This window comes from Bradyrhizobium sp. BRP20 (genome assembly GCF_020194215.1).
GTDB lineage: Bacteria > Pseudomonadota > Alphaproteobacteria > Rhizobiales > Xanthobacteraceae > Bradyrhizobium > Bradyrhizobium yuanmingense.
Map to the genome: position 1 here is coordinate 47,275 of NZ_JADYVY010000024.1, position 18,904 is coordinate 66,178.

Here is an 18,904-nt window from a genome sequence, read left to right on the forward strand (position 1 = left end):
GACGTAGGGATTTGTTAAGGTGCGCTTTACTACGCCGCCCTGATGTTCGCCATGAAGCGGTCGAGCTCGGCGCGAAGGCGGGTGCTTTCGCTCGACAGCGTCTTGGCCGAGTTCAGCACCTCTTCCGAGGCCGAGCCGGTCTCGGCGGCGCCGCGGTTGACCTCGCCGATATCGGTGGCCGCGGTCTGGGTGCCCTGCGCGACGGTCTGGACGCTGCGGGCGATCTCCTGGGTCGCGGCGCCCTGCTGCTCCACCGCGCTCGCGATCGAGGTCGAGATCGACGAGATCTGGCCGATCGTCGCGCCGATCTCCTTGATCGCGGCAACCGATTCGGCGGTGGCGCCCTGCATGCCCGTGATGTGCGAGGAGATCTCGTCGGTCGCCTTCGCGGTCTGGCTTGCCAGCGATTTCACCTCGCTCGCAACCACCGCGAAGCCGCGGCCGGCTTCACCGGCGCGGGCGGCCTCGATGGTGGCGTTGAGCGCGAGCAGATTGGTCTGCTCGGCGATGGCGGTGATCAGCTTGACCACCTCGCCGATCTGCTGGGCGGCATGCGAGAGCTTGCCGATGCGGCCGTCGGTCTCCTTGGCCTGCATCACGGCAGCCTCTGCGATGCGGCTGGAATCGCGCACCTGGCGGCCGATCTCCTCGACCGAAGCCGAGAGCTCTTCGGTCGCGGTCGCGACCGACTGCATGTTGGAGGAGGCCTGCTCGGAGACGCCGGCGACCTGGCTCGACAGGCTCTGCGTGGTCTCGGCGGTGCGGGTCAGCGTCGAAGCGGCCGATTCCAGCTGCACGGCCGAGGCCGAGACGTTGGAGACGATGGCGCCGACCGCGCTCTCGAAATCGTCGGCAAAGCGGATCAGCTCGGCGCGGCGGCTTGCGGCCTGCTCGCGGTTCTGCACTTCGCTGGCGGCGGCGTCGCGCTCGGCCTTTGCAACGGCCTGGATCTTGAACTCCTCGACCGCGCTGGCCATCTCGCCGATCTCGTCCTTGCGGCCAAGACCCGGCAGCACGACGTCGAAATTGCCCGAGGCGAGCTCCCGCATCGCCTTGCACATCGCAATCATCGGCCGCGAGATGCCGGTGCCGAGCAGGAAGGCGAGGACCGCGCCTAACAGCGTGCCGCCGACGGCCAGCATCAGCACCAGCTGCTCGGTCTGCCCGATGGCCGCCGCCGACTCCGAATCCAGCCGCTGCTGCTCGGCGACGAGGTCCGCCTTCATGGCGGTGGCGCCTTGCTGGATCGCGCCGGCCGAGCCGCTCATCTCCGTGACGAGGCCATCGACCAGCTTGGCGTTGGCGATCAACTTCTCCAGCGCCTCGCGATAGGCGCCGAGGATGGACTTGGCCTCCTTGAGGCCAGCGACAATCTTGTCGTCCATGGAATAGACCGCACCCAGCGAGTTCTCGACGAATTTCAGCCGCGCGAGGGCGCTGTTCGCGATCGCCTGATCGGACGTCAGCACGAACTGGGTGGCTGCAGCGCTTGCGGTCTGGAATTGGGCGTTGACCTGCTTGGTGCCAAACTCGATCGCCTGCGCTTCGGCGTCGGAGGCGTTGTTGCCGATGTCGTCGAGCTTGTACTTCAGAAGATTGGCTTGGCGCTGGAGCTGGTTCTGCACCAGCAGCGCGCTGTCGCGCTTGGCCTGGAGCACCTTAGCGAAGGTTGCGGAGAAGTTGGAAAACTCCTTGGCGAGCTTGCCGAGGCTTTCCTGCCGCGCCGGCTTGGTGGCGGCCTTGACGGCCTGGTCGATGGCGTTCTTCAGGCTGGCCTCGGCATCGAGCGCCGCCTTGGCGTCGTCTTCCTTACCGGTGACGACGAAATATTTGGCGGCCGAACGATAGGCGAGCAGCTCACGGTCGATATTGCGGGCGAGATCGGCCTCCGACACGCTGCTGCGGTAGGATCCGACCCCGGCGGCGACCCGCTCGAAGCCGAAATAGGAAAACGCCATGCTGCCGGCGGAGATCACCAGCACGGCGGCGAAGCCGAGTATGATCTTTGCGCGGAACTTGAGGGTCGGAAATTGTGCACGCTTCGACGGCGACGCGGTACGCCCGGACATTCCCAACCCCCAGCTCATGTGATTCTGCGGCCCGGAAGCAGCCCTTTCCGAACGTTGCGGAAAATTAGGGCAGAATCCTCAAGGGGTGGTAAATCCGACCGGGCTTGCGGGGAGCGGCTGCCGTGTTGCGGCTCACCGGAAAACGCCCTACTCTCGATAATTATCAGGCACTTGGCATCAGACCGAGCCTTAAGGGAGAAACGGAGTGGGGCAAACCGATTTTCGGTTTGGCGGTGCGTCTGGCGTTGCCGTGGCCAAGTCGAAGGCCGCGAGCGTCGATGACGCCGTGGCCGAGCTGGCGGCCCAGCTCCCGTCCGACGGGCTGGCGCTGATCCTGGTGTTCGTCTCCCCCAGCTACGACCCCGATCGCTTCATCGCGGAGATCAGCCGCCAATTCGACGACACAGAGGTCTGCGGCTGTACCACCGCGGGCGAGCTTGCTCCTGACGGCTGGGACGAGAACAGCGTCGTGGCGCTGGCGTTCAGCCGCGCGGACTTTTCCGCGGTGGTGCGGCCGATCTTCAATCTCGACAGCTTCCGCGTCGAGGACGGCCGCAGGATCGGCGGCGAGCTCCGGCACGAGCTGTTGCGGGCCACGCCGCAGGTCGAGCGCGGCAGTCCCTTCGGCCTGGTCCTGATCGACGGCCTGTGCCGCCGCGAAGAAGCGGTGATGTCCGCGATCTATGCATCGCTGGACGATATTCCGGTCGTCGGCGGGTCGGCAGGCGACGGGCTGCGCTTCGAGAAGACATTCGTGTTCTTCGACGGCAAGGCACACAGCAATGCCGCCCTCTTGATCCTGCTGAACACCTCGTTGCCGTTCCGCGTCTTCAAGTGCGACAATTTCGAGCCGCAGGCGCAGAAGATGGTGGTGACCGAGGCCGACATCGAAAACCGCATGGTCCGGGAGCTGAACGCAGAGCCTGCCGCGCAAGAATATTCGCGCGTGGTCGGCATCATGGATGCCAAGCTCGATCCGTTCTCCTTCGCCTCGCATCCGGTCCTCGTGCGCGTCGGCGGCGCCTATTACGCACGCTCGATCCAGCGGGTCGAGCCGGACGGCTCCTTGCATTTCTTCTGCGCCATCGACGAGGGCATGGTGCTGACCGCCGCGACCTCGCGAAGCCTGGTCGGCGCGGCCCGCGAGACGTTCGCCGACATCCGCGACCAGATCGGAGACGTCTCGCTCTATATCGGCTTCGAATGCCTGCTCCGCCGGCTCGATGCCGAGCAGCATCAGCTCGCCCGCGACATGTCAGAACTGTACCGGCAGAACCGTGTGGTCGGCTTTCACACTTACGGCGAGCAGTTCGGCTCCATGCATGTGAACCAGACCTTCACGGGAGTTGCGATCGGAAGGCGCCCGTCGTGACGGACATGTGGCAGGGCCCCGATGCGGTCGACCAGCTCAGGCGCGAGGCCGCCAAGCTGAGGAAGATCAATGCCGCGCTGATGTCGCGCGTCGAGCGCTCGATGGACCAGCAGCTCAACGCCTTTTCATTGTTCGAAACCGCCATCGCGCTCGACCACAAGGTTCGCGACCGGACGCACCAATTGCGCGAGGCGCTGCATTCGGTCGAGCGTGCCAATGAGGGACTCTACCGCGCCAAGCAGCAGGCAGAGGCGGCAAGCTCGCTGAAATCCTCCGTGCTGATCTCGGTCACCCACGATCTGTTGCAGCCGCTCAACGCGGCGCGCCTGACCCTGTCCGCACTGACGGAGATGATGGAGTCGCAGGAAGCGGGCGTGCTGATCGACCAGGCGAGCCGCTCGCTGGTGATGCTGGAGGACCTGCTGCGCTCGCTGCTGGAGATCGCCAAGCTCGATTCCGGCGCGCTCAAGCCCGACGTGCGCGCGATCGCGCTGGCCCCCCTGTTCGAGCAGCTCCGCAACGAGTTCGAGCCGATCGCCGCGCGGCAAGGCCTGTCCTTGCGCATCCGCCCCTCTCAGCTCGCGGTGATGTCGGATGCGATGATGCTGCGGCGGATCCTGCAGAACCTGCTCGCCAATGCCATTCGCTATACCCGCAGCGGCGGCGTCGTGATCGGATGCCGGCCGCGCAGCGGGCAGATCTGCGTCCAGGTCTCCGACACCGGACCCGGGATCGCGCAGGCGCAGCAGGAGGCGATCTTCCGCGAATTCCAGCGCGGCGATGCCAATGCGGCCGACCAGGCCGGCTTCGGGCTCGGCCTCTCCATCGTCCGCCGCTTCGCCAGCGAGCTCGGGCACGAGGTGCGGCTGTCGTCACAGCTCGGCAAGGGATCGACCTTCACCCTGGAGCTGGAGCAGGCCGACCTCGCCGAGGTCGCCGACGAGGTACAGGAGGTCGAGCCCGCCGCGCGGCACTACGATTACAGCGGGCTCGAAGGCGCCAAGATCCTGCTGATCGAGAACGATCCGAACGGCTCGGAGGCGATGGCCGCGCTGCTGGAGGGATGGGGCTGCGACGTCGCGACCACGCGATCGGGTGCGGACGCGCTCGTGCGCCTCAGCGAGCTCGGCGGCGCGCCCGATGTCGTGATCGCCGACCTCCATCTCGACCACGGCGAAAGCGGCCTTTCGGCCATCACCGACGTGCGGGAGCATTTGAAGCTCGACACGCCCGCCATGATCATCACCGCCGACTATTCCGAGCAGGCGGCGAAGCAGGCGAGCCTGCAGGGCCTCGAAGTGCTGAAGAAGCCGATCAAGCCGGCCGAGATGCGGGCGCTGCTGTCATTCCTGCTGAGCTGAAGCGCGGATGATCTTCGCCTCGTCTTCCTTGCGGCGGGGCTATCGGACGTAGCCAAGACAAAAAAGTCGAAAACAACCCCATGCAAAGTAGACAGGGGCCTGTCACTCCTCCTCCATCGCCTTGATTAGATTGTCGCGGAGCTTGACGACGCTTTTCTGCAGCAGCGCGAACTCATCGGGCTTTAGTCCGCTCGACTTCACGAGATTCATGTGCATGCCTTTCTCGCGGAGGCGTCGGCCGGCGTCGGTGAGACTGACGCGCACCTGCCGCTCGTCGGCGGGATCGCGCTGGCGGCGCAAATAGCCCGCCGCCTCGAGCTTTTTGAGGATCGGCGTCAGGGTGTTGGATTCCAGGAACATCTTGTCGCCGAGTTCGCTGACGGTTTGGTCGTCCTGCTCCCACAGCGCCACGATCGCGATCCACTGGGGGTAGGTTAGGCCGAGCTCATCGAGGCCCCGCTTGTAGGCTCGTCCGTAGGCGAGGTTGGCCGAATAGATCGCGAAGCACAGGAAATCGTCGAGGCGCCGGTCCCCCTCGGCCGGTTTCGGCTGATTGGTCGTTGAATCATCTCTGGAATCGTCTCTGAATTCGGCTCTGGGACCGTTCTTCAGGCTCATGGGGTGCCCTTTTCAACACGGACATGTGAAACTCCGCGTGCATATATATCGTGTCCGATTAAATCGGAAGGTTGACATTGAGGCTCCAAGGTACTTTATATCGCGCACACGATTATATCGTAACCGCTATAATCAGGAGAGAAGCAATGCCTGCCCCCGATGCAAATGAGACCACCCAAGCGCCAACGATCGACATGAAGCTCGAAGTCGTCGTCATCCCTGTTTCGGACATCGATCGCGCCAAGAAGTTCTATGCGAACCTCGGATGGCGGCTCGATGCCGATTTCGCCGGGCCTGACGACTACCGCGTCATCCAGTTCACACCTCCCGGCTCCCCCTCCTCGGTCATTTTCGGCAAGAACGTGACCGCGGCGGCGCCCGGCTCCGCCCAGGGTCTGTACCTGATCGTCTCCGACATTGAAGCCGCGCGAGACGATCTGCGCGGTCGCGGCGTCGAGGTCAGCGAAGTCTTCCACGCTGAAGGCGACGTGCACACCGGACCCGACGAGCCTTATCTGTTCGGGCGCCGTCGGATTGCTGGTCTGGATCCCGCACGCGCCAGCTATCGCTCGTACGTCTCGTTCAACGATCCCGATGGCAACGGCTGGCTGTTCCAGGAGGTCACCACGCGATTGCCGGGACGCGTAGAGGCGGCAGGCACAACATTCACCTCCTCGTCCGAGCTCGCGAGCGCGCTTCGACGTGCGGCTGCGGCACACGGTGAACACGAGAAGCGGAACGGCGGTCAGCACGATGCGAACTGGCCGGACTGGTACGCCGACTACATCGCCCGCGAGCAGGCCGGCCAGCCGCTGCCGGCTTGAGCCGCGGCGCGCCTCGTGCCGATGACTGACGCCAGGCTATCCCGAGGGCGGATCGGCCTGCGAACGCTCCCGCTTCAGGCCGGCGCCTTCGCCGGCCAGGGTCGCGAAATCGATCCGGGACATTTCGACGATGGCCTTGGTGCGGCTCAGCACGTTGAGCTTGCGCAGGATGTCGGAGACGTGGACCTTCACCGTGGTCTCGGAGATGTTCAGCTCGAAGGCGATCTGCTTGTTCTGCAGGCCGCGCTTGAGCATTTCGAGCACGCGCAATTGCTGCGGCGTCAGCTCGTGCAGCCGTTTCAACAGATCCTGCGCCGGGCCGGCGGCGCGTTGCGGCCGGACGAGCCCGCGATAGGCGGCAGGGACACAGACCGCGCCGCGCAGCACCTCGCCGATCGACTGCGCCAGCTCCTGCTTGGAGGACGATTTGAGGATGTAGCCGGAGACGCCGAGCGACAAGGCGCCGGCTATGATCTGCGGATCCTGATGCCCCGACACGATGACGATGGGAATCCTGGGAAAGGCCTTGCGGATGCGGATGATGCCCGAGAGGCCCGTGGTACCCGGCATCGACAGATCGAGCAGGATGAGGTCGAGCTCGGCAGCCGCCGCGGCCTGCTCCAGCGCACCGTCGATCGACGTCGCCTGAAGGATCTCGGCCGCCGGCGCCGCCATCTGGAGCGCGCCCTCCAAGGCTTCGCGAAACAACGGATGGTCTTCGACGATCAGAAATCGCATCACGCGTGAGCCATTCTCGGTTGATTGGCCAGATGATCGAAGGGTTCGACGCCGAAACGAGAATGTCGCAGCCGGACCAGACCGGTTTGATCCAGATCAAGCAGGATATTGCGCGTCATTGCGGCCGCCCGCGGTCGGCCCGCGCATAAGGCCGGGCCTTGGGATCCGGCAGGTCCACCTTGCCGATCTCGATGATCGCCTTGTTGCGGCTGAACAGGCCGAGTTTGCGCAGAATTTCGGTGATATGCGCCTTCACCGTGGATTCGGCGAGCTGAAGCTCCTGGCCGATCTGCCGGTTCGGATAGCCGCGCCGCAGCAGATCGAGCACGCGAAGCTGCTGCGGCGTGAGCTCGCGCAGCTTGACCTCGAGCGCCTTGCTGGCCTCGGCCCGACGCCGCTGCGACGTTACCACGAAATCCTTCGGCACCGACACCGATCCGTTCAGCACGCCCTCGATCGACTGCGCCAGCTCGCGCTTCGACAGCGACTTCGGCAGAAAACCCGCGGCCCCAAGCTCCAGCGCCTCGCGAACGACGCGCTGGTCCTCCTCGCTCGACACGATGGCGACGGGCAGGCGTGGATGGGCCTCGCGCAAGCGCAGAAAGCCGGAGAAGCCGGTCGCATCGGGCAGCAGGAGGTCGAGCAGTGCGAGGTCGATGCCCTCGCCCTGCTCGGCCGTCAGGATGTGAAGGGCGTCCTCGATCGACATCGCCTCGACAATCCGCGCCTCCGGCAGAGCCAGCCGCACCGCATTACCGAGGGCCTCGCGAAACAGCGGATGATCGTCGATGATCAGGAAGCTGGTCATGGCGCCTTCACAGGACTGCACCGCCGAATGCTGCACCGTACGGGCATCCGCCGCCGCAGCGGAAGAGGCGGAACCATCCGGCATCAATCCGGCACCGGGATGGCGCCGGATGAACGCTACCACATCCTCCCGATCGGGTTCGGTCAAGACCGTTCAATCGTTCGATTCGACCTGGACCGTCAGCAGGAAGGAATAGATGCTGTTGACCTGGTCCTCGGTATAGACCTCCTTCCAGGCCGGCATGCCCTTGTTCGGCCGTCCCTCCTGCACGGTGGTCAAATATTTCTCGCGCATCTCGTCGCCGTAGCGGTGACGCAGCAGCCGCAGATCGATCTTGCGCTCGCTCTGGATCGCATCGGGACCGTGGCAGTGGGCGCAGGTTCCGTTGAAGATCTCCTTGCCCGCGCCGACGGCCTCAAGGCCCGGCGTGACCGCATCGCCCTTGGTCTCAGTCGCCACGACATTGGCGACCTGGACGACGCCGGCTCCGCTTCCCGTGCCCGTCGTCAGCGGCGCTGGCGTCGGCGCTGCGCCGAAGCGAACCGGCGCGCCGCCCGGCAAACCGTATTTCACGGCGAGCTCGCCGATCTTGCCCTGAAGCTGCGGCAGCACGGCATTGACGCGGTCGCGCAACTCGGTCGAGGCCTTGGCAAAGCCGATGGCGGCGTCCCATGACAGGCCCTCGCCCTCGGTGAGCTCGATCTGGTAGCGGCCGCCGTAGCTGGTCTTGTTCAGCCAGCCGGCGACCGGGCCCCAGATGAAGGCGACGTCGGCCCGGCCCTGGTCGAGCGCCTGCATGCCCTCCTCAGGCGACAGCACCGTCACTTTCTGGATGTCGTCGCGGCTGGCGAGCAGGTTTTGCGGCGTGCTGGCGAACTGCACGGCGACGCGCTTGCCCTTGAGGCCCTCGATGCCGCCGATCGCCGCGCCCTTCGCAGATTCCTTGGTGGCGACGAGGGCATAGCCCTCCTTGGCGAAGACGTCGGAGAAGATCACGGCCGGGTCCATGAAATCTGCGGACCTGGGCAGCCCGATCATGGCGTCGCATTGCTTGCCGAGCAGCGTGACCCGCACGGTGCGCTTGCCGAAATAGGATTTGTACCAGTCATAGGCGATCGGCCGGCCGAGCGCCTGCGCCAGGGCCTGCCCGATCTCGACATAGAAGCCCGGCTTCGACGAGCTGTCGCTGGAGAATGGAAGGTTGGTCGGATCGGCGCAGAGACGGAACGGTTGCGCCTCGTTGGCCTGCAGCGGCGAGGCCGGAACGATCAGCGCCGCGGCGGCACATGCGAGCAGGCCTGCGATGGCGCGATGTCGGCTCGCACCGGTGGCGGAATGATTCGGACGCATCCTCGTCTCCCTTGGTGTTGGCTTTGTTGCGCCGGAGCTTGTTGAGCCGGGCGCGGCGGCACCAGGCACCGCCCGATGCCGCAGCTAAAGTCCGGAGAAAGCGCGCGCGTATCCCGTCACCTCGAGGATACGCGCGCGAGTTGTCACTGGACGGAGAACACGAAGAGCGAGCCGCCCTCGGGGGCTGCGGCCGTCATCTTCTTTCCTACCTCGCCCAGGAACGCAGGCAGCGCAGCGGTGCGGCCAACGACGATGGCGACATATTGCTTGCCGTCGACCTGATAGGTCACCGGGCCTGCGCCGATGCCGGAGCCGAGATTCTTGCTCCACAGCACCTTGCCGGACTTCGCATCGATGGCACGGAAGTCGCCATGGATGTTGCCGGCAAACACGAGGCCGCCGCCGGTGGTCAGCGTGCCGCCGTTGAAGGGCAGGTCTTCCTTGATCGACCAGACCTTCTTCTGCGCGACCGGATCCCAGGCGACGAGCTCGCCGAGGAAGCCGCCGGGGCCTTCCTTGGTCGGGAATTCGGCGCCGAGATAGAACACGCCGCGCTTGTAGGTGACGTCGCTGACCGACCAGTCCATGCAGACGTTGTTGGACGGGATGTAGACCAGGCCGGTCTGCGGGTTGAACGACATCGGCTGCCAGTTCTTGCCGCCGATCAGGTTCGGGCAGATGTCCTTGGCGGGATGGCCCGGCCCCGGACGCTTGTCGGGATCCTCGACCGCGCGCATCGTGGCGACGTCCCACTTCTTGGCCCAGTTGGAGAACACGTATTTCTCCGCCGACAGCACCTTGCCGGTCTCACGGTTGGCGACGAAGAAGAAGCCGTTGCGATCGGCCTTCATCAGCGTCGGAACGGTGCTGCCGCCGATCTTGAGATCCGCGAGCACGGCTTCGTTGACGCCGTCATAGTCCCAGGCGTCGGCCGGCGTGGTCTGGATGTGCCACTTGATCTTGCCGGTGTTGGGATCGAGCGCGAGCGTCGAAGCCGTGTAGAGGTTGGTCAGCTTGCCGAAATTGCCGTCGCCGGTCGAACGCACCGCCGTGTTCCACGGGGCGGGATTGCTGGTGCCCCAATAGACCGTGTCGGTCTTTGGATCGTAGGAGCCGACCAGCCAGGCCGCGCCGCCGCCGTGCTGGGCGGAGTCGCCCTTCCAGGAATCGCCGCCTGGCTCGTCCGGCGAAGGAACGGTGTAGGTCTGCCACACCTGCTTGCCGGTGTTGATGTCGAAGGCCAGCAGCGCGCCGCGCACGCCGTATTCGCCGCCGCCAAAACCGGTGATGACCTTGTCGCGCACGACGAGCGGCGGCGAGGTGATGACCGAGCCCTGCTTGTAGTCGACCACCTTCGCCGTCCACAGCGACTTGCCGGTCGCGGCATCGAGCGCGGTCAGCTTGCCGTCGAGGCGGCCGACGAAGATCTTGCCGTCGGCGTAGGAGACGCCGCGGCTGTTCACGTCGCAGCAGGCGTATTGCAGCACGTCCTCGGGAATATCGGGCTCCCAGGTCCATTTGCGCTGCCCCGTCGCCGCATCGAGCGCATAGACGTATTTCGGACCCCACGAGCTCGAAACGTACAGCGTGTTGCCGATGACGATCGGCGAGGATTCGTTCGAACGCAACGACGCCAGCGAGAAGGAGTAAGCGAGCGTCAGCTTCCCGGCGTTCTCGGTGTTGATCTGCTTGAGCGGGCTGAAGCGCGTGTTGCCGTAATCGTGGCCGGCAACCGCCCATTGATTCGAATCGGATTGCGCCTTGAGCACCGAGTCGTTGGCGCGAACGCCCGATGTAACGGCGGCGAGCATCGCAATCATGGAGATGCCGGCCAAGAAGCCCTTCGTTCCAAAGGTCATGTATTCCCTCCGCGATGTTGTTGTGCACGCCTCGTTGGGCGCCTGAGCGCACTGCGCTCGTGATGCGCAGTTCGCCTGCGAGCCATCGTTCGAAATTACAGCATCGGCGTTTCGCGCTTAGTATAGGCGGAAGGTAGTAGTGCAATTCATTGGCGGCATTCGCAGCTCATCTTGTTGTCGCGCCTTGCGTCCTGCCCTTGTTTTGCAGCTTGAAATGCGCGTTCGAATGAAGGCGGCATCGCGCATCAATCACGATGATGGCGCTACCACGCCGGCGAGATTTTCGAAGAAGCTCGCGGCGAGTTTTCGCGACGTCGAGTCGATCAATCGCGAGCCGAGCTGTGCGAGCTTGCCGCCGATCTGCGCATCGGCCTCGTAGTGCAGGATGGTGACGTCAGGGGCTTCTTCTTCCAGCCTGACCTTCGCGCCGCCCTTGGCAAAGCCGGCGACGCCGCCGGCGCCCTCGCCGACGATGCGATAGCCATTGGGCGCATCGATATCGGTCAGCGTCACCTTGCCGCTGAACGTCGCCTTCACCGGCCCCACCTTCAGCACCACGGTCGCCGTCATCTCGGTCGGCGATGCCATCTCGAGCGATTGGCAGCCGGGAATGCAGCGCCTGAGAATTTCGGGATCGTTGAGCGCGGCCCAGACCTTTGCCTTCGACGCCGGGATCCGCTGACTGTCGTTCATCTGCATCGCTTCCACCCTTGTTGCCGTTGCCTGTACGGCTCGACTAGGGGGACGGGCGGCTGCGATCTATCGCCAGGAAGTAGTAGTCCTGCTTTCCGGACCTCTCATTCACGCGATGTCATTCCGGGGCACGCCTGTTGGCGCGAACCCGGAATCCACTTCCCCGCGGACTCTGCGGCCCGATGGATTTCCGGGCTCCCTCGCTCCGCTCGGGCCCCGGAATGACGCAGTGGGTTGTTGAAAGCGCAACACGCGGGGCGTCCTAACCCACGCGGCTCGACGGCGGCACTTCGCTGCATTGCCGTAAGCAAAATCAATGGCTTAAGTCGTCTCGTCCTACTACCAAGATCGCGATTACAAAGGCGGGGGCGCATGCTCCTATTCGCGCAACGAGCACGGCATTAAAGGGAGGAACGACGCACGACCGGGCCTAGGTCCAGGGCAAGCGGCGAGATGACCGCGGCACGCGCGACCAGCTCACGCGCCTATTGCGGCGGCAGCGAGCACGCCATCGCAGATGCTAGCTGCGACTTTCCGTGTGTCTCCCACAATGTCGCAGCACGTGATGGCGGCGGCACGAGACGTCGTGGCCGAATCGCAGATCGGCGACCGTCATCACGATGACCCTTCCATGACCGCGGTCAGCAAAAACCCAGTTGCAAAGTTTCGTTTGCGCTGTCTCTAATTAGAACCAATCAAAATAACTTTGGGAGGACTTCAAGTGTCTACAGTCAAACTGACGGTCAACGGCAAGGCCGTTGCTGTCGATGTCGAGGACCGCACGCTGCTGGTCCAGCTCCTGCGCGATCACCTCAACCTGACCGGGACCCATGTCGGCTGCGACACCAGCCAGTGCGGCGCCTGCGTCGTGCACATGGACGGCCGCGCGGTGAAATCCTGCACCATGCTGGCGGGGCAGGCCGACGGCGCCAGCGTCACCACGATCGAGGGCATCGCCAAGGGCGACGAACTGCACCCGATGCAGGCCGCCTTCCGCGACAATCACGGCCTGCAGTGCGGCTATTGCACGCCGGGCATGATCATGTCGGCGATCGACATCGTGCACCGCCATGGTGGACAGCTCGACGAGGCGACCGTCCGCACCGAGCTCGAAGGCAATATCTGCCGCTGCACCGGCTACCACAACATCGTCAAGGCGGTGCTGGACGCCGCCGGCCGCATGAAGGTCTCGCAGGCGGCCGAGTAAGCGGCGGGCCTCGAAACAAGAACAACCGTCGCAGCCGTGGATGAACGGCGCGATCAAGGAAATTTCCGGTCGGGAGGACCAGACATGGGTGTTGAAGGCATCGGCGCACGCGTCGTGCGCAAGGAAGACAAGCGTTTCATTACCGGCAAGGGCCGCTACGTCGACGACATCAAGTTGACGGGGATGACCCATGCCTATTTCATCCGCAGCCCGCACGCGCACGCCAAGGTCAAGAAGATCGACTCGTCCGCGGCGCTGAAGATGCCGGGCGTGGTCGCGGTGCTCACCGGACAGCAGCTGGTCGACGACAAGGTCGGCAACCTGATCTGCGGCTGGGCCATCACCTCCAAGGACGGCAGCCCGATGAAGATGGGCGCATGGCCGGCGATGGCGCCGGAGACGGTGCGCTTCGTCGGACAGGCAATTGCCGTCGTGATCGCCGAAAGCAAAAATCTCGCGCGCGACGCGGCGGAAGCCGTCGTGGTCGACTACGAGGAGCTTCCCGCGGTCGCCGACATGCACGCCGCCATCAAGCCCGGCGCGCCGCAGCTTCATCCCGAGGCACCCGGCAACCAGGTCTATGATTGGGTGATCGGCGACGAGGGCGCGGTGAATGCCGCCTTCTCGAAAGCCGCCAATGTGGTGAAGCTCGACGTCACCAACAACCGCCTCGCGCCGAATGCGATGGAGCCGCGCGCGGCGATCGCCGATTACGACACCGCGGAGGAGCACTTCACCCTCTATACGACGTCGCAGAACCCGCACGTCGCCCGTCTCGTGCTCTCGGCGTTCTACAACATCGCCCCCGAGCACAAGCTGCGCGTGATCGCCCCTGACGTCGGCGGCGGCTTCGGCTCCAAGATCTTCATCTATCCCGAGGAGATGGTGGCGCTGTGGGCCTCGAAGAAAGTCGGCCGTCCCGTCAAGTGGACCGGCGACCGCACCGAAGCCTTCCTCACCGACGCGCATGGCCGCGATCACATCACCCATGCCGAGATGGCCTTCGACGCCAACAACAAGATCATCGGCCTCAAGGTGAAGACCTACGCCAATTTCGGCGCCTACATGTCGCTGTTCTCGTCGTCGGTGCCGACCTATCTCTACGCGACGCTGCTGTCGGGCCAGTACAACATCCCGGCGATCCACGCCGAGGTGATCGGGGTCTACACCAACACCACGCCGGTCGACGCCTATCGCGGCGCGGGCCGGCCCGAGGCGAGCTATCTGATCGAACGGTTGATGGAGACGGCGGCGCGGCAGCTGAACGTCGATCCGGCCCAGTTGCGGCGGACCAACTTCATCACCCAGTTCCCGCACCAGACGCCTGTCATCATGGCCTACGACACCGGTGACTTCAACGCTTCGCTCGATGCGGCGATGAAGGCGATCGATTATGCCGGCTTCCCTGCCCGCAAGGCCAAGGCGAAGGCCGACGGCAAGCTGCGCGGCATCGGCGTGTCCTGCTACATCGAGGCCTGCGGCATCGCGCCGTCGAAGGCGGTCGGCAGCCTGGGCGCCGGCGTCGGCCTTTGGGAATCGGCCGAGGTGCGCGTCAACCCGGTCGGCACCATCGAGATCCTCACCGGCTCGCACAGCCACGGGCAGGGTCACGAGACCACCTTCTGCCAGCTCGTCGCGGAGCGCCTGGGCGTTCCGATCAGCCAGGTCTCGATCGTCCATGGCGACACCGACAAGGTGCAGTTCGGCATGGGCACCTACGGCTCGCGCTCGGCGGCCGTCGGCCTCACCGCGATCCTGAAGGCGATGGAGAAGATGGAATCCAAGGCCAAGAAGATCGCCGCGCATGCGCTGGAGGCGTCGGAGGCCGACATCGTCATCGAGAACGGCGAGTTCAAGGTGACAGGCACCGACAAGGCGATCGCCCTGCCGATGGTCGCGCTCGCGGCCTATACGGCGCACAACCTGCCTGACGGGATGGAGCCGGGCCTGAAGGAGAGCGCCTTCTACGACCCGACCAACTTCACCTTCCCGGCCGGCGCCTATATCTGCGAGCTCGAGGTCGATCCCGGCACCGGCAAGACCTCCTTCGTCAACTTCGTCGCGGCGGACGATTTCGGCCGGCTGATCAACCCGATGATCGTCGAGGGCCAGGTCCATGGTGGCCTCGTGCAGGGCATCGGGCAGGCATTGCTCGAGCATGCGATCTATGATGCCAACGGCCAGCCGGTCACGGCCTCGTTCATGGATTACGCCATGCCGCGCGCCGACGACGTGCCGTCGTTCAACCTGTCCCACACCACGACGCTGTGCCCGGGCAATCCCTTGGGCATCAAGGGCTGCGGTGAGGCCGGCGCGATCGGCGCATCGGCGGCCGTGATCAACGCGATCACGGATGCGATCGGCAAGAACAACCTGGAAATGCCCGCAACCCCTGACAGGGTGTGGCGCACGATCCACGCGGCTTAAGGGAGGACCGAAGATGTACCAGACCACCTATCATCGCGCCTCCTCGGTCGACGAGGCCGCCAGCCTGTTCGCCAAGGGTAGCGAGTCGAAGTTCCTCGCCGGCGGTCAGACGCTGCTGCCGGTCATGAAGCAGCGCCTCGCAGGTCCCTCCGACGTCATCGACCTCGGCAGGATCAAGGAGCTGCAGGGCGTCGAGCTGTCAGGCGACACGCTGACCATCAAGGCTGCGACGACCTATTACGACATCATGACGAATGCCGACGTGAAGCAGGCGATTCCTGCAATCGCCTACCTCACCTCCGTGCTCGGCGACCCCGCCGTGCGCTACCGCGGCACGATCGGCGGCTCGATCGCCAACAACGATCCGGCCGCGGATTTCCCGGCGGCGCTGCTCGCGCTCGGCGCCACCGTGAAGACCAACAAGCGGTCGATTGCGGCGGATGATTTCTTCCAGGGCCTGTTCACGACGGCGCTCGAAGACGGCGAGATCATCACCGCCGTGTCATTCCCGGTGCCGGCAAAGGCGGGCTACGAGAAGATGCGGCATCCGGCCTCGCGCTTCGCGCTGACCGGCGTGTTCGTGGCGCAGGCCAAGTCGGGCGAGGTTCGGGTCGCCGCCACCGGCGCCTCGCAAACCGGCGTGATGCGGGTGGGGGCGATCGAAGCGGCGCTGAAGGCGAACTGGTCGCCATCGGCGATCGACAGCGTCAGCATCTCGGCGAACGGATTGCTGGCCGACATCCACGGCACGGCGGAATATCGCGCCAATCTGATCAAGGTGATGGCACAACGCGCGATCGCTGCTGCGCGCTGACAGTTCGGCTAAAGCGCGATGCGATTAGGATGAATCGTCATCGCGCTTTAGGTTAATGTTCCAGCATGATCCTTTCGGAAAACCGCTACGCACTTTTCCGGATCATGCTGTAGCGTCTCCACGCAAATTTTCCGCGGCGCGCACTTCGGTGCGCGCCGTTTTATTTTGGCCGTGCGGCATGAAAACCGCTTGCCTCGCTGGCGTGAAGGCGAGAAAAGTTAATCGGCCGATTAACTCGCTCAACAGAAGAAACGTCAGAGGCGATTGCCGATCGCCGGCATCCGTCCGCGACCCGAGGAAACAACAACGTGCTCGACAAACCCGCCCCCACCTCCTCCGTCCGCGCTTCCGGCCCGCTCTCGGGCTTCCGCATCGTCGAATTCGCCGGCATCGGGCCCGGCCCGTTCGCCTGCATGATGCTGGCCGACATGGGCGCCGACGTCGTCACGCTCGACCGCGTCGGCGCGAAGAAGAGCATGAAGTCGGTGGCCGGGCGCGGCCGCAAGGTGATCGAGCTCGACCTCAAGGACAAGGCGGCGATCGCGCAAGTATTGGATCTGCTCGCGAGCGCGGACGCGCTGGTCGAGGGTTTTCGCCCCGGTGTGATGGAGCGGCTCGGCCTCGGGCCGGACGTCGTGCTCGCACGCAACCCGAAGCTGGTCTATGGCCGCATGACCGGCTGGGGCCAGGAAGGCCCGCTCGCCAACGCCGCCGGCCACGACATCAATTACATCTCCATCACCGGCGCGCTCGCCGCGATCGGTACGAAGGAAGCGCCGGTGCCGCCGCTCAATTTGGTCGGCGATTTCGGCGGCGGTGCGCTCTATCTCGTCGTCGGCGTGCTCGCCGCACTGCTGGAAGCACAGAAGTCGGGCAAAGGCCAAGTGGTGGACGCGGCGATGTGCGACGGCGCGGCCTCGCTGATGTCGTTCTTCTTCGACATGACCACGATGGGACGCTGGACCGAGGAGCGCAACCAGAACTTCCTCGACGGCGGCGCGCATTTCTACGGCGTCTACGAATGCGCCTGCGGGCACTTCGTCTCGATCGGCTCGATCGAGCCGCAATTCTACGCGCTGCTGCGCGAGCACGCCGGCCTCACCGACGCCGATTTCGACGCGCAGATGGACCGCAAGGCCTGGCCAGCGCTGAAGGAGAAGCTGAAGGCCGTGTTCAAGAGCAAGACGCGCGAGGACTGGTGCAAGATCATGGAAGGCACTGACATTTGCTTCGCGCCGGTGCTGACCATGTCGGAGGCGACACAGCATCCGCACATGGTCGCCCGCAACGTCTTCATCGAGCGGCACGGCGTGAAGCAGCCGGCGCCCGCGCCACGGTTCTCGCGCACGCCGTCAGCGGCACGCGAGCCGGAGGCGGCGGGGATCGGCGCGGTGATGAAGGCCTGGCAGCGGTAGATCTAGCGCCAGCAAAGGTCGCGTAGGGTGGGCAAAGGCGCGAAGCGCCGTGCCCACGTCTTCGCATCAATTGGGCAGGACGTGGGCACGCTTCGCTTTGCCCACCCTACAGCAGTGTGCGTGACGGCCGCAGCCTACGCCGCGTCCCCCACCTTCAACACGCCGCGCCGGATCTGGTCCTCCTCGATCGATTCGAACAGGGCCTTGAAATTGCCCTCGCCAAAACCGTCGTCGCCCTTGCGCTGAATGAACTCGAAGAAGATCGGGCCGATTGCGTTGGCCGAGAAGATCTGCAGCAGCACCTTGGTCTGGCCGCCATCGACCACGCCCTCGCCGTCGATCAGGATGCCGTTCTTCTTGAGCCGGGCGACATCCTCTCCGTGCTTGGGCAGGCGCGTATCGATCTTCTCGAAATAAGTGTCGGGCGGCGACGGCATGAACGGCAGGCCGGCCTCGCGCAAACCTTCGATGGTGCGATAGATATCGCGGCAGCCGCAGGCGATGTGCTGGATGCCCTCGCCGCGATAGGTCTGCAGATATTCCTCGATCTGGCCGGACTCGGCGGCGTCCTCGTTGATCGGAATGCGAATCTTGCCGTCGGGGCTGGTCAGCGCGCGCGAGAACAGGCCGGAGGCGCGGCCCTCGATGTCGAAGAAGCGGATCTGGCGGAAGTTGAACAGCTTCTCGTAGAAGCCGGCCCAGACATTCATGCGGCCGCGATGGACGTTGTGGGTGAGATGGTCGAGATAGAACAGGCCGGCGCCATGCGGCTTGGGATCGCGCGCGCCCAGCCATTCGAACTCGGCATCGTAGGCCGAGCCTTGGGCACCATAGCGATCGACCAGATAAAGCAGACTGCCGCCGATGCCCTTGATCGCGGGCACGTCGAGCGTCTTCTGCGCCGATGACACATCGGCCGGCTCGGCGCCGAGCGCAATCGCGCGGTCATAGGCCGCCTTGGCATCGACGACGCGAAAGGCCATGGACGGCGCACAAGGGCCGTGGGCGGCGACGAACTCATAGCCGTGCGTGCCGGGCTCCTCGTTGACGAGATAGTTGATGTCGCCCTGGCGATAGACCGTGATCTTCTTGGTTCTGTGGCGCGCGACCGGCGCATAGCCCATCAGCTTGAACAAAGCGTGCAAGTCTTGCGGATTGGGATGGGCGTATTCGACGAACTCGAAGCCGTCGGTGCCCATCGGGTTGTCGGCAGTGATCGTGGCCGGCGGTGCATCGTGCGGAAACGGTCCCATGGTGTTCTCCCGAATGGCTGCTGACAGGGAACTATCCTTCATGGGCCATGCAATGAGCGTGCAAACGAGACGGGCTTTGGCTATTCTATGCACGAT

Annotated in this window: 15 protein-coding genes; 7 read left to right on the forward strand and 8 right to left on the reverse strand. The window is 64.7% G+C overall.

Annotated features, from left to right (window positions below):
- Window positions 1-29 precede the first annotated feature (29 nt).
- Complete coding sequence (locus tag I6F33_RS34150) at window positions 30-2,069, reverse strand: methyl-accepting chemotaxis protein (RefSeq protein ID WP_225145440.1); 2,040 nt, start codon at window positions 2,067-2,069, stop codon at window positions 30-32.
- Between the two features lie 205 nt (window positions 2,070-2,274).
- Here I6F33_RS34150 and I6F33_RS34155 point away from each other — a divergent pair, with 205 nt between their 5' ends.
- On the forward strand, window positions 2,275-3,441 hold the full coding sequence (locus I6F33_RS34155; protein ID WP_225145441.1) for an FIST N-terminal domain-containing protein: 1,167 nt from the start codon (window positions 2,275-2,277) through the stop codon (window positions 3,439-3,441).
- Window positions 3,442-3,446: 5 nt separating this feature from the next.
- On the forward strand, window positions 3,447-4,802 hold the full coding sequence (locus I6F33_RS34160) for a hybrid sensor histidine kinase/response regulator (RefSeq protein ID WP_225145452.1): 1,356 nt from the start codon (window positions 3,447-3,449) through the stop codon (window positions 4,800-4,802).
- 102 nt (window positions 4,803-4,904) lie between these two features.
- On the opposite strand, the gene I6F33_RS34165 is transcribed toward I6F33_RS34160, so the two are convergent.
- A complete protein-coding gene (locus I6F33_RS34165; protein WP_225145442.1) occupies window positions 4,905-5,420 on the reverse strand; it encodes a MarR family winged helix-turn-helix transcriptional regulator in 516 nt (171 codons plus the stop codon).
- A gap of 146 nt (window positions 5,421-5,566) precedes the next feature.
- Here I6F33_RS34165 and I6F33_RS34170 point away from each other — a divergent pair, with 146 nt between their 5' ends.
- On the forward strand, window positions 5,567-6,244 hold the full coding sequence (locus tag I6F33_RS34170; protein ID WP_225145443.1) for a VOC family protein: 678 nt from the start codon (window positions 5,567-5,569) through the stop codon (window positions 6,242-6,244).
- Window positions 6,245-6,280: 36 nt separating this feature from the next.
- On the opposite strand, the gene I6F33_RS34175 is transcribed toward I6F33_RS34170, so the two are convergent.
- From I6F33_RS34175 to I6F33_RS34195, 5 genes are all read right to left on the reverse strand, one after another.
- Window positions 6,281-6,982, reverse strand: a complete 702-nt coding sequence (locus I6F33_RS34175; RefSeq protein WP_225145453.1) for a response regulator transcription factor — start codon at window positions 6,980-6,982, stop codon at window positions 6,281-6,283.
- 115 nt (window positions 6,983-7,097) lie between these two features.
- Window positions 7,098-7,790, reverse strand: a complete 693-nt coding sequence (locus tag I6F33_RS34180) for a response regulator transcription factor (RefSeq protein WP_225143332.1) — start codon at window positions 7,788-7,790, stop codon at window positions 7,098-7,100.
- A gap of 153 nt (window positions 7,791-7,943) precedes the next feature.
- Window positions 7,944-9,140 (reverse strand): transporter substrate-binding domain-containing protein, encoded by a 1,197-nt coding sequence (locus I6F33_RS34185; RefSeq protein ID WP_225145444.1) that lies wholly within the window; start codon window positions 9,138-9,140, stop codon window positions 7,944-7,946.
- A 143-nt stretch (window positions 9,141-9,283) separates the two neighbouring features.
- On the reverse strand, window positions 9,284-10,999 hold the full coding sequence (locus I6F33_RS34190; RefSeq protein WP_225145445.1) for a PQQ-dependent methanol/ethanol family dehydrogenase: 1,716 nt from the start codon (window positions 10,997-10,999) through the stop codon (window positions 9,284-9,286).
- 249 nt (window positions 11,000-11,248) lie between these two features.
- The gene (locus I6F33_RS34195; protein ID WP_225145446.1) at window positions 11,249-11,692 is read right to left on the reverse strand and encodes a carbon monoxide dehydrogenase subunit G; all 444 of its coding nucleotides are present in this window, start codon (window positions 11,690-11,692) and stop codon (window positions 11,249-11,251) included.
- A 721-nt stretch (window positions 11,693-12,413) separates the two neighbouring features.
- Between I6F33_RS34195 and I6F33_RS34200 the strand changes: the two genes are divergently transcribed.
- From I6F33_RS34200 to I6F33_RS34215, 4 genes are all read left to right on the forward strand, one after another.
- Window positions 12,414-12,899, forward strand: a complete 486-nt coding sequence (locus I6F33_RS34200) for a (2Fe-2S)-binding protein (protein ID WP_036016131.1) — start codon at window positions 12,414-12,416, stop codon at window positions 12,897-12,899.
- 84 nt (window positions 12,900-12,983) lie between these two features.
- Window positions 12,984-15,326, forward strand: coding sequence for a xanthine dehydrogenase family protein molybdopterin-binding subunit (locus tag I6F33_RS34205; protein ID WP_036031379.1), 2,343 nt, complete (start codon window positions 12,984-12,986; stop codon window positions 15,324-15,326).
- Window positions 15,327-15,339: 13 nt separating this feature from the next.
- Window positions 15,340-16,140, forward strand: a complete 801-nt coding sequence (locus I6F33_RS34210) for a xanthine dehydrogenase family protein subunit M (RefSeq protein WP_225145447.1) — start codon at window positions 15,340-15,342, stop codon at window positions 16,138-16,140.
- Between the two features lie 308 nt (window positions 16,141-16,448).
- Complete coding sequence (locus I6F33_RS34215; RefSeq protein ID WP_225145448.1) at window positions 16,449-17,555, forward strand: CaiB/BaiF CoA-transferase family protein; 1,107 nt, start codon at window positions 16,449-16,451, stop codon at window positions 17,553-17,555.
- A 134-nt stretch (window positions 17,556-17,689) separates the two neighbouring features.
- On the opposite strand, the gene hppD is transcribed toward I6F33_RS34215, so the two are convergent.
- Entirely contained in the window at window positions 17,690-18,808 is a 1,119-nt protein-coding gene (gene hppD, locus I6F33_RS34220) for a 4-hydroxyphenylpyruvate dioxygenase (RefSeq protein WP_225145449.1), read from the reverse strand.
- Between the last annotated feature and the right edge of the window lie 96 nt (window positions 18,809-18,904).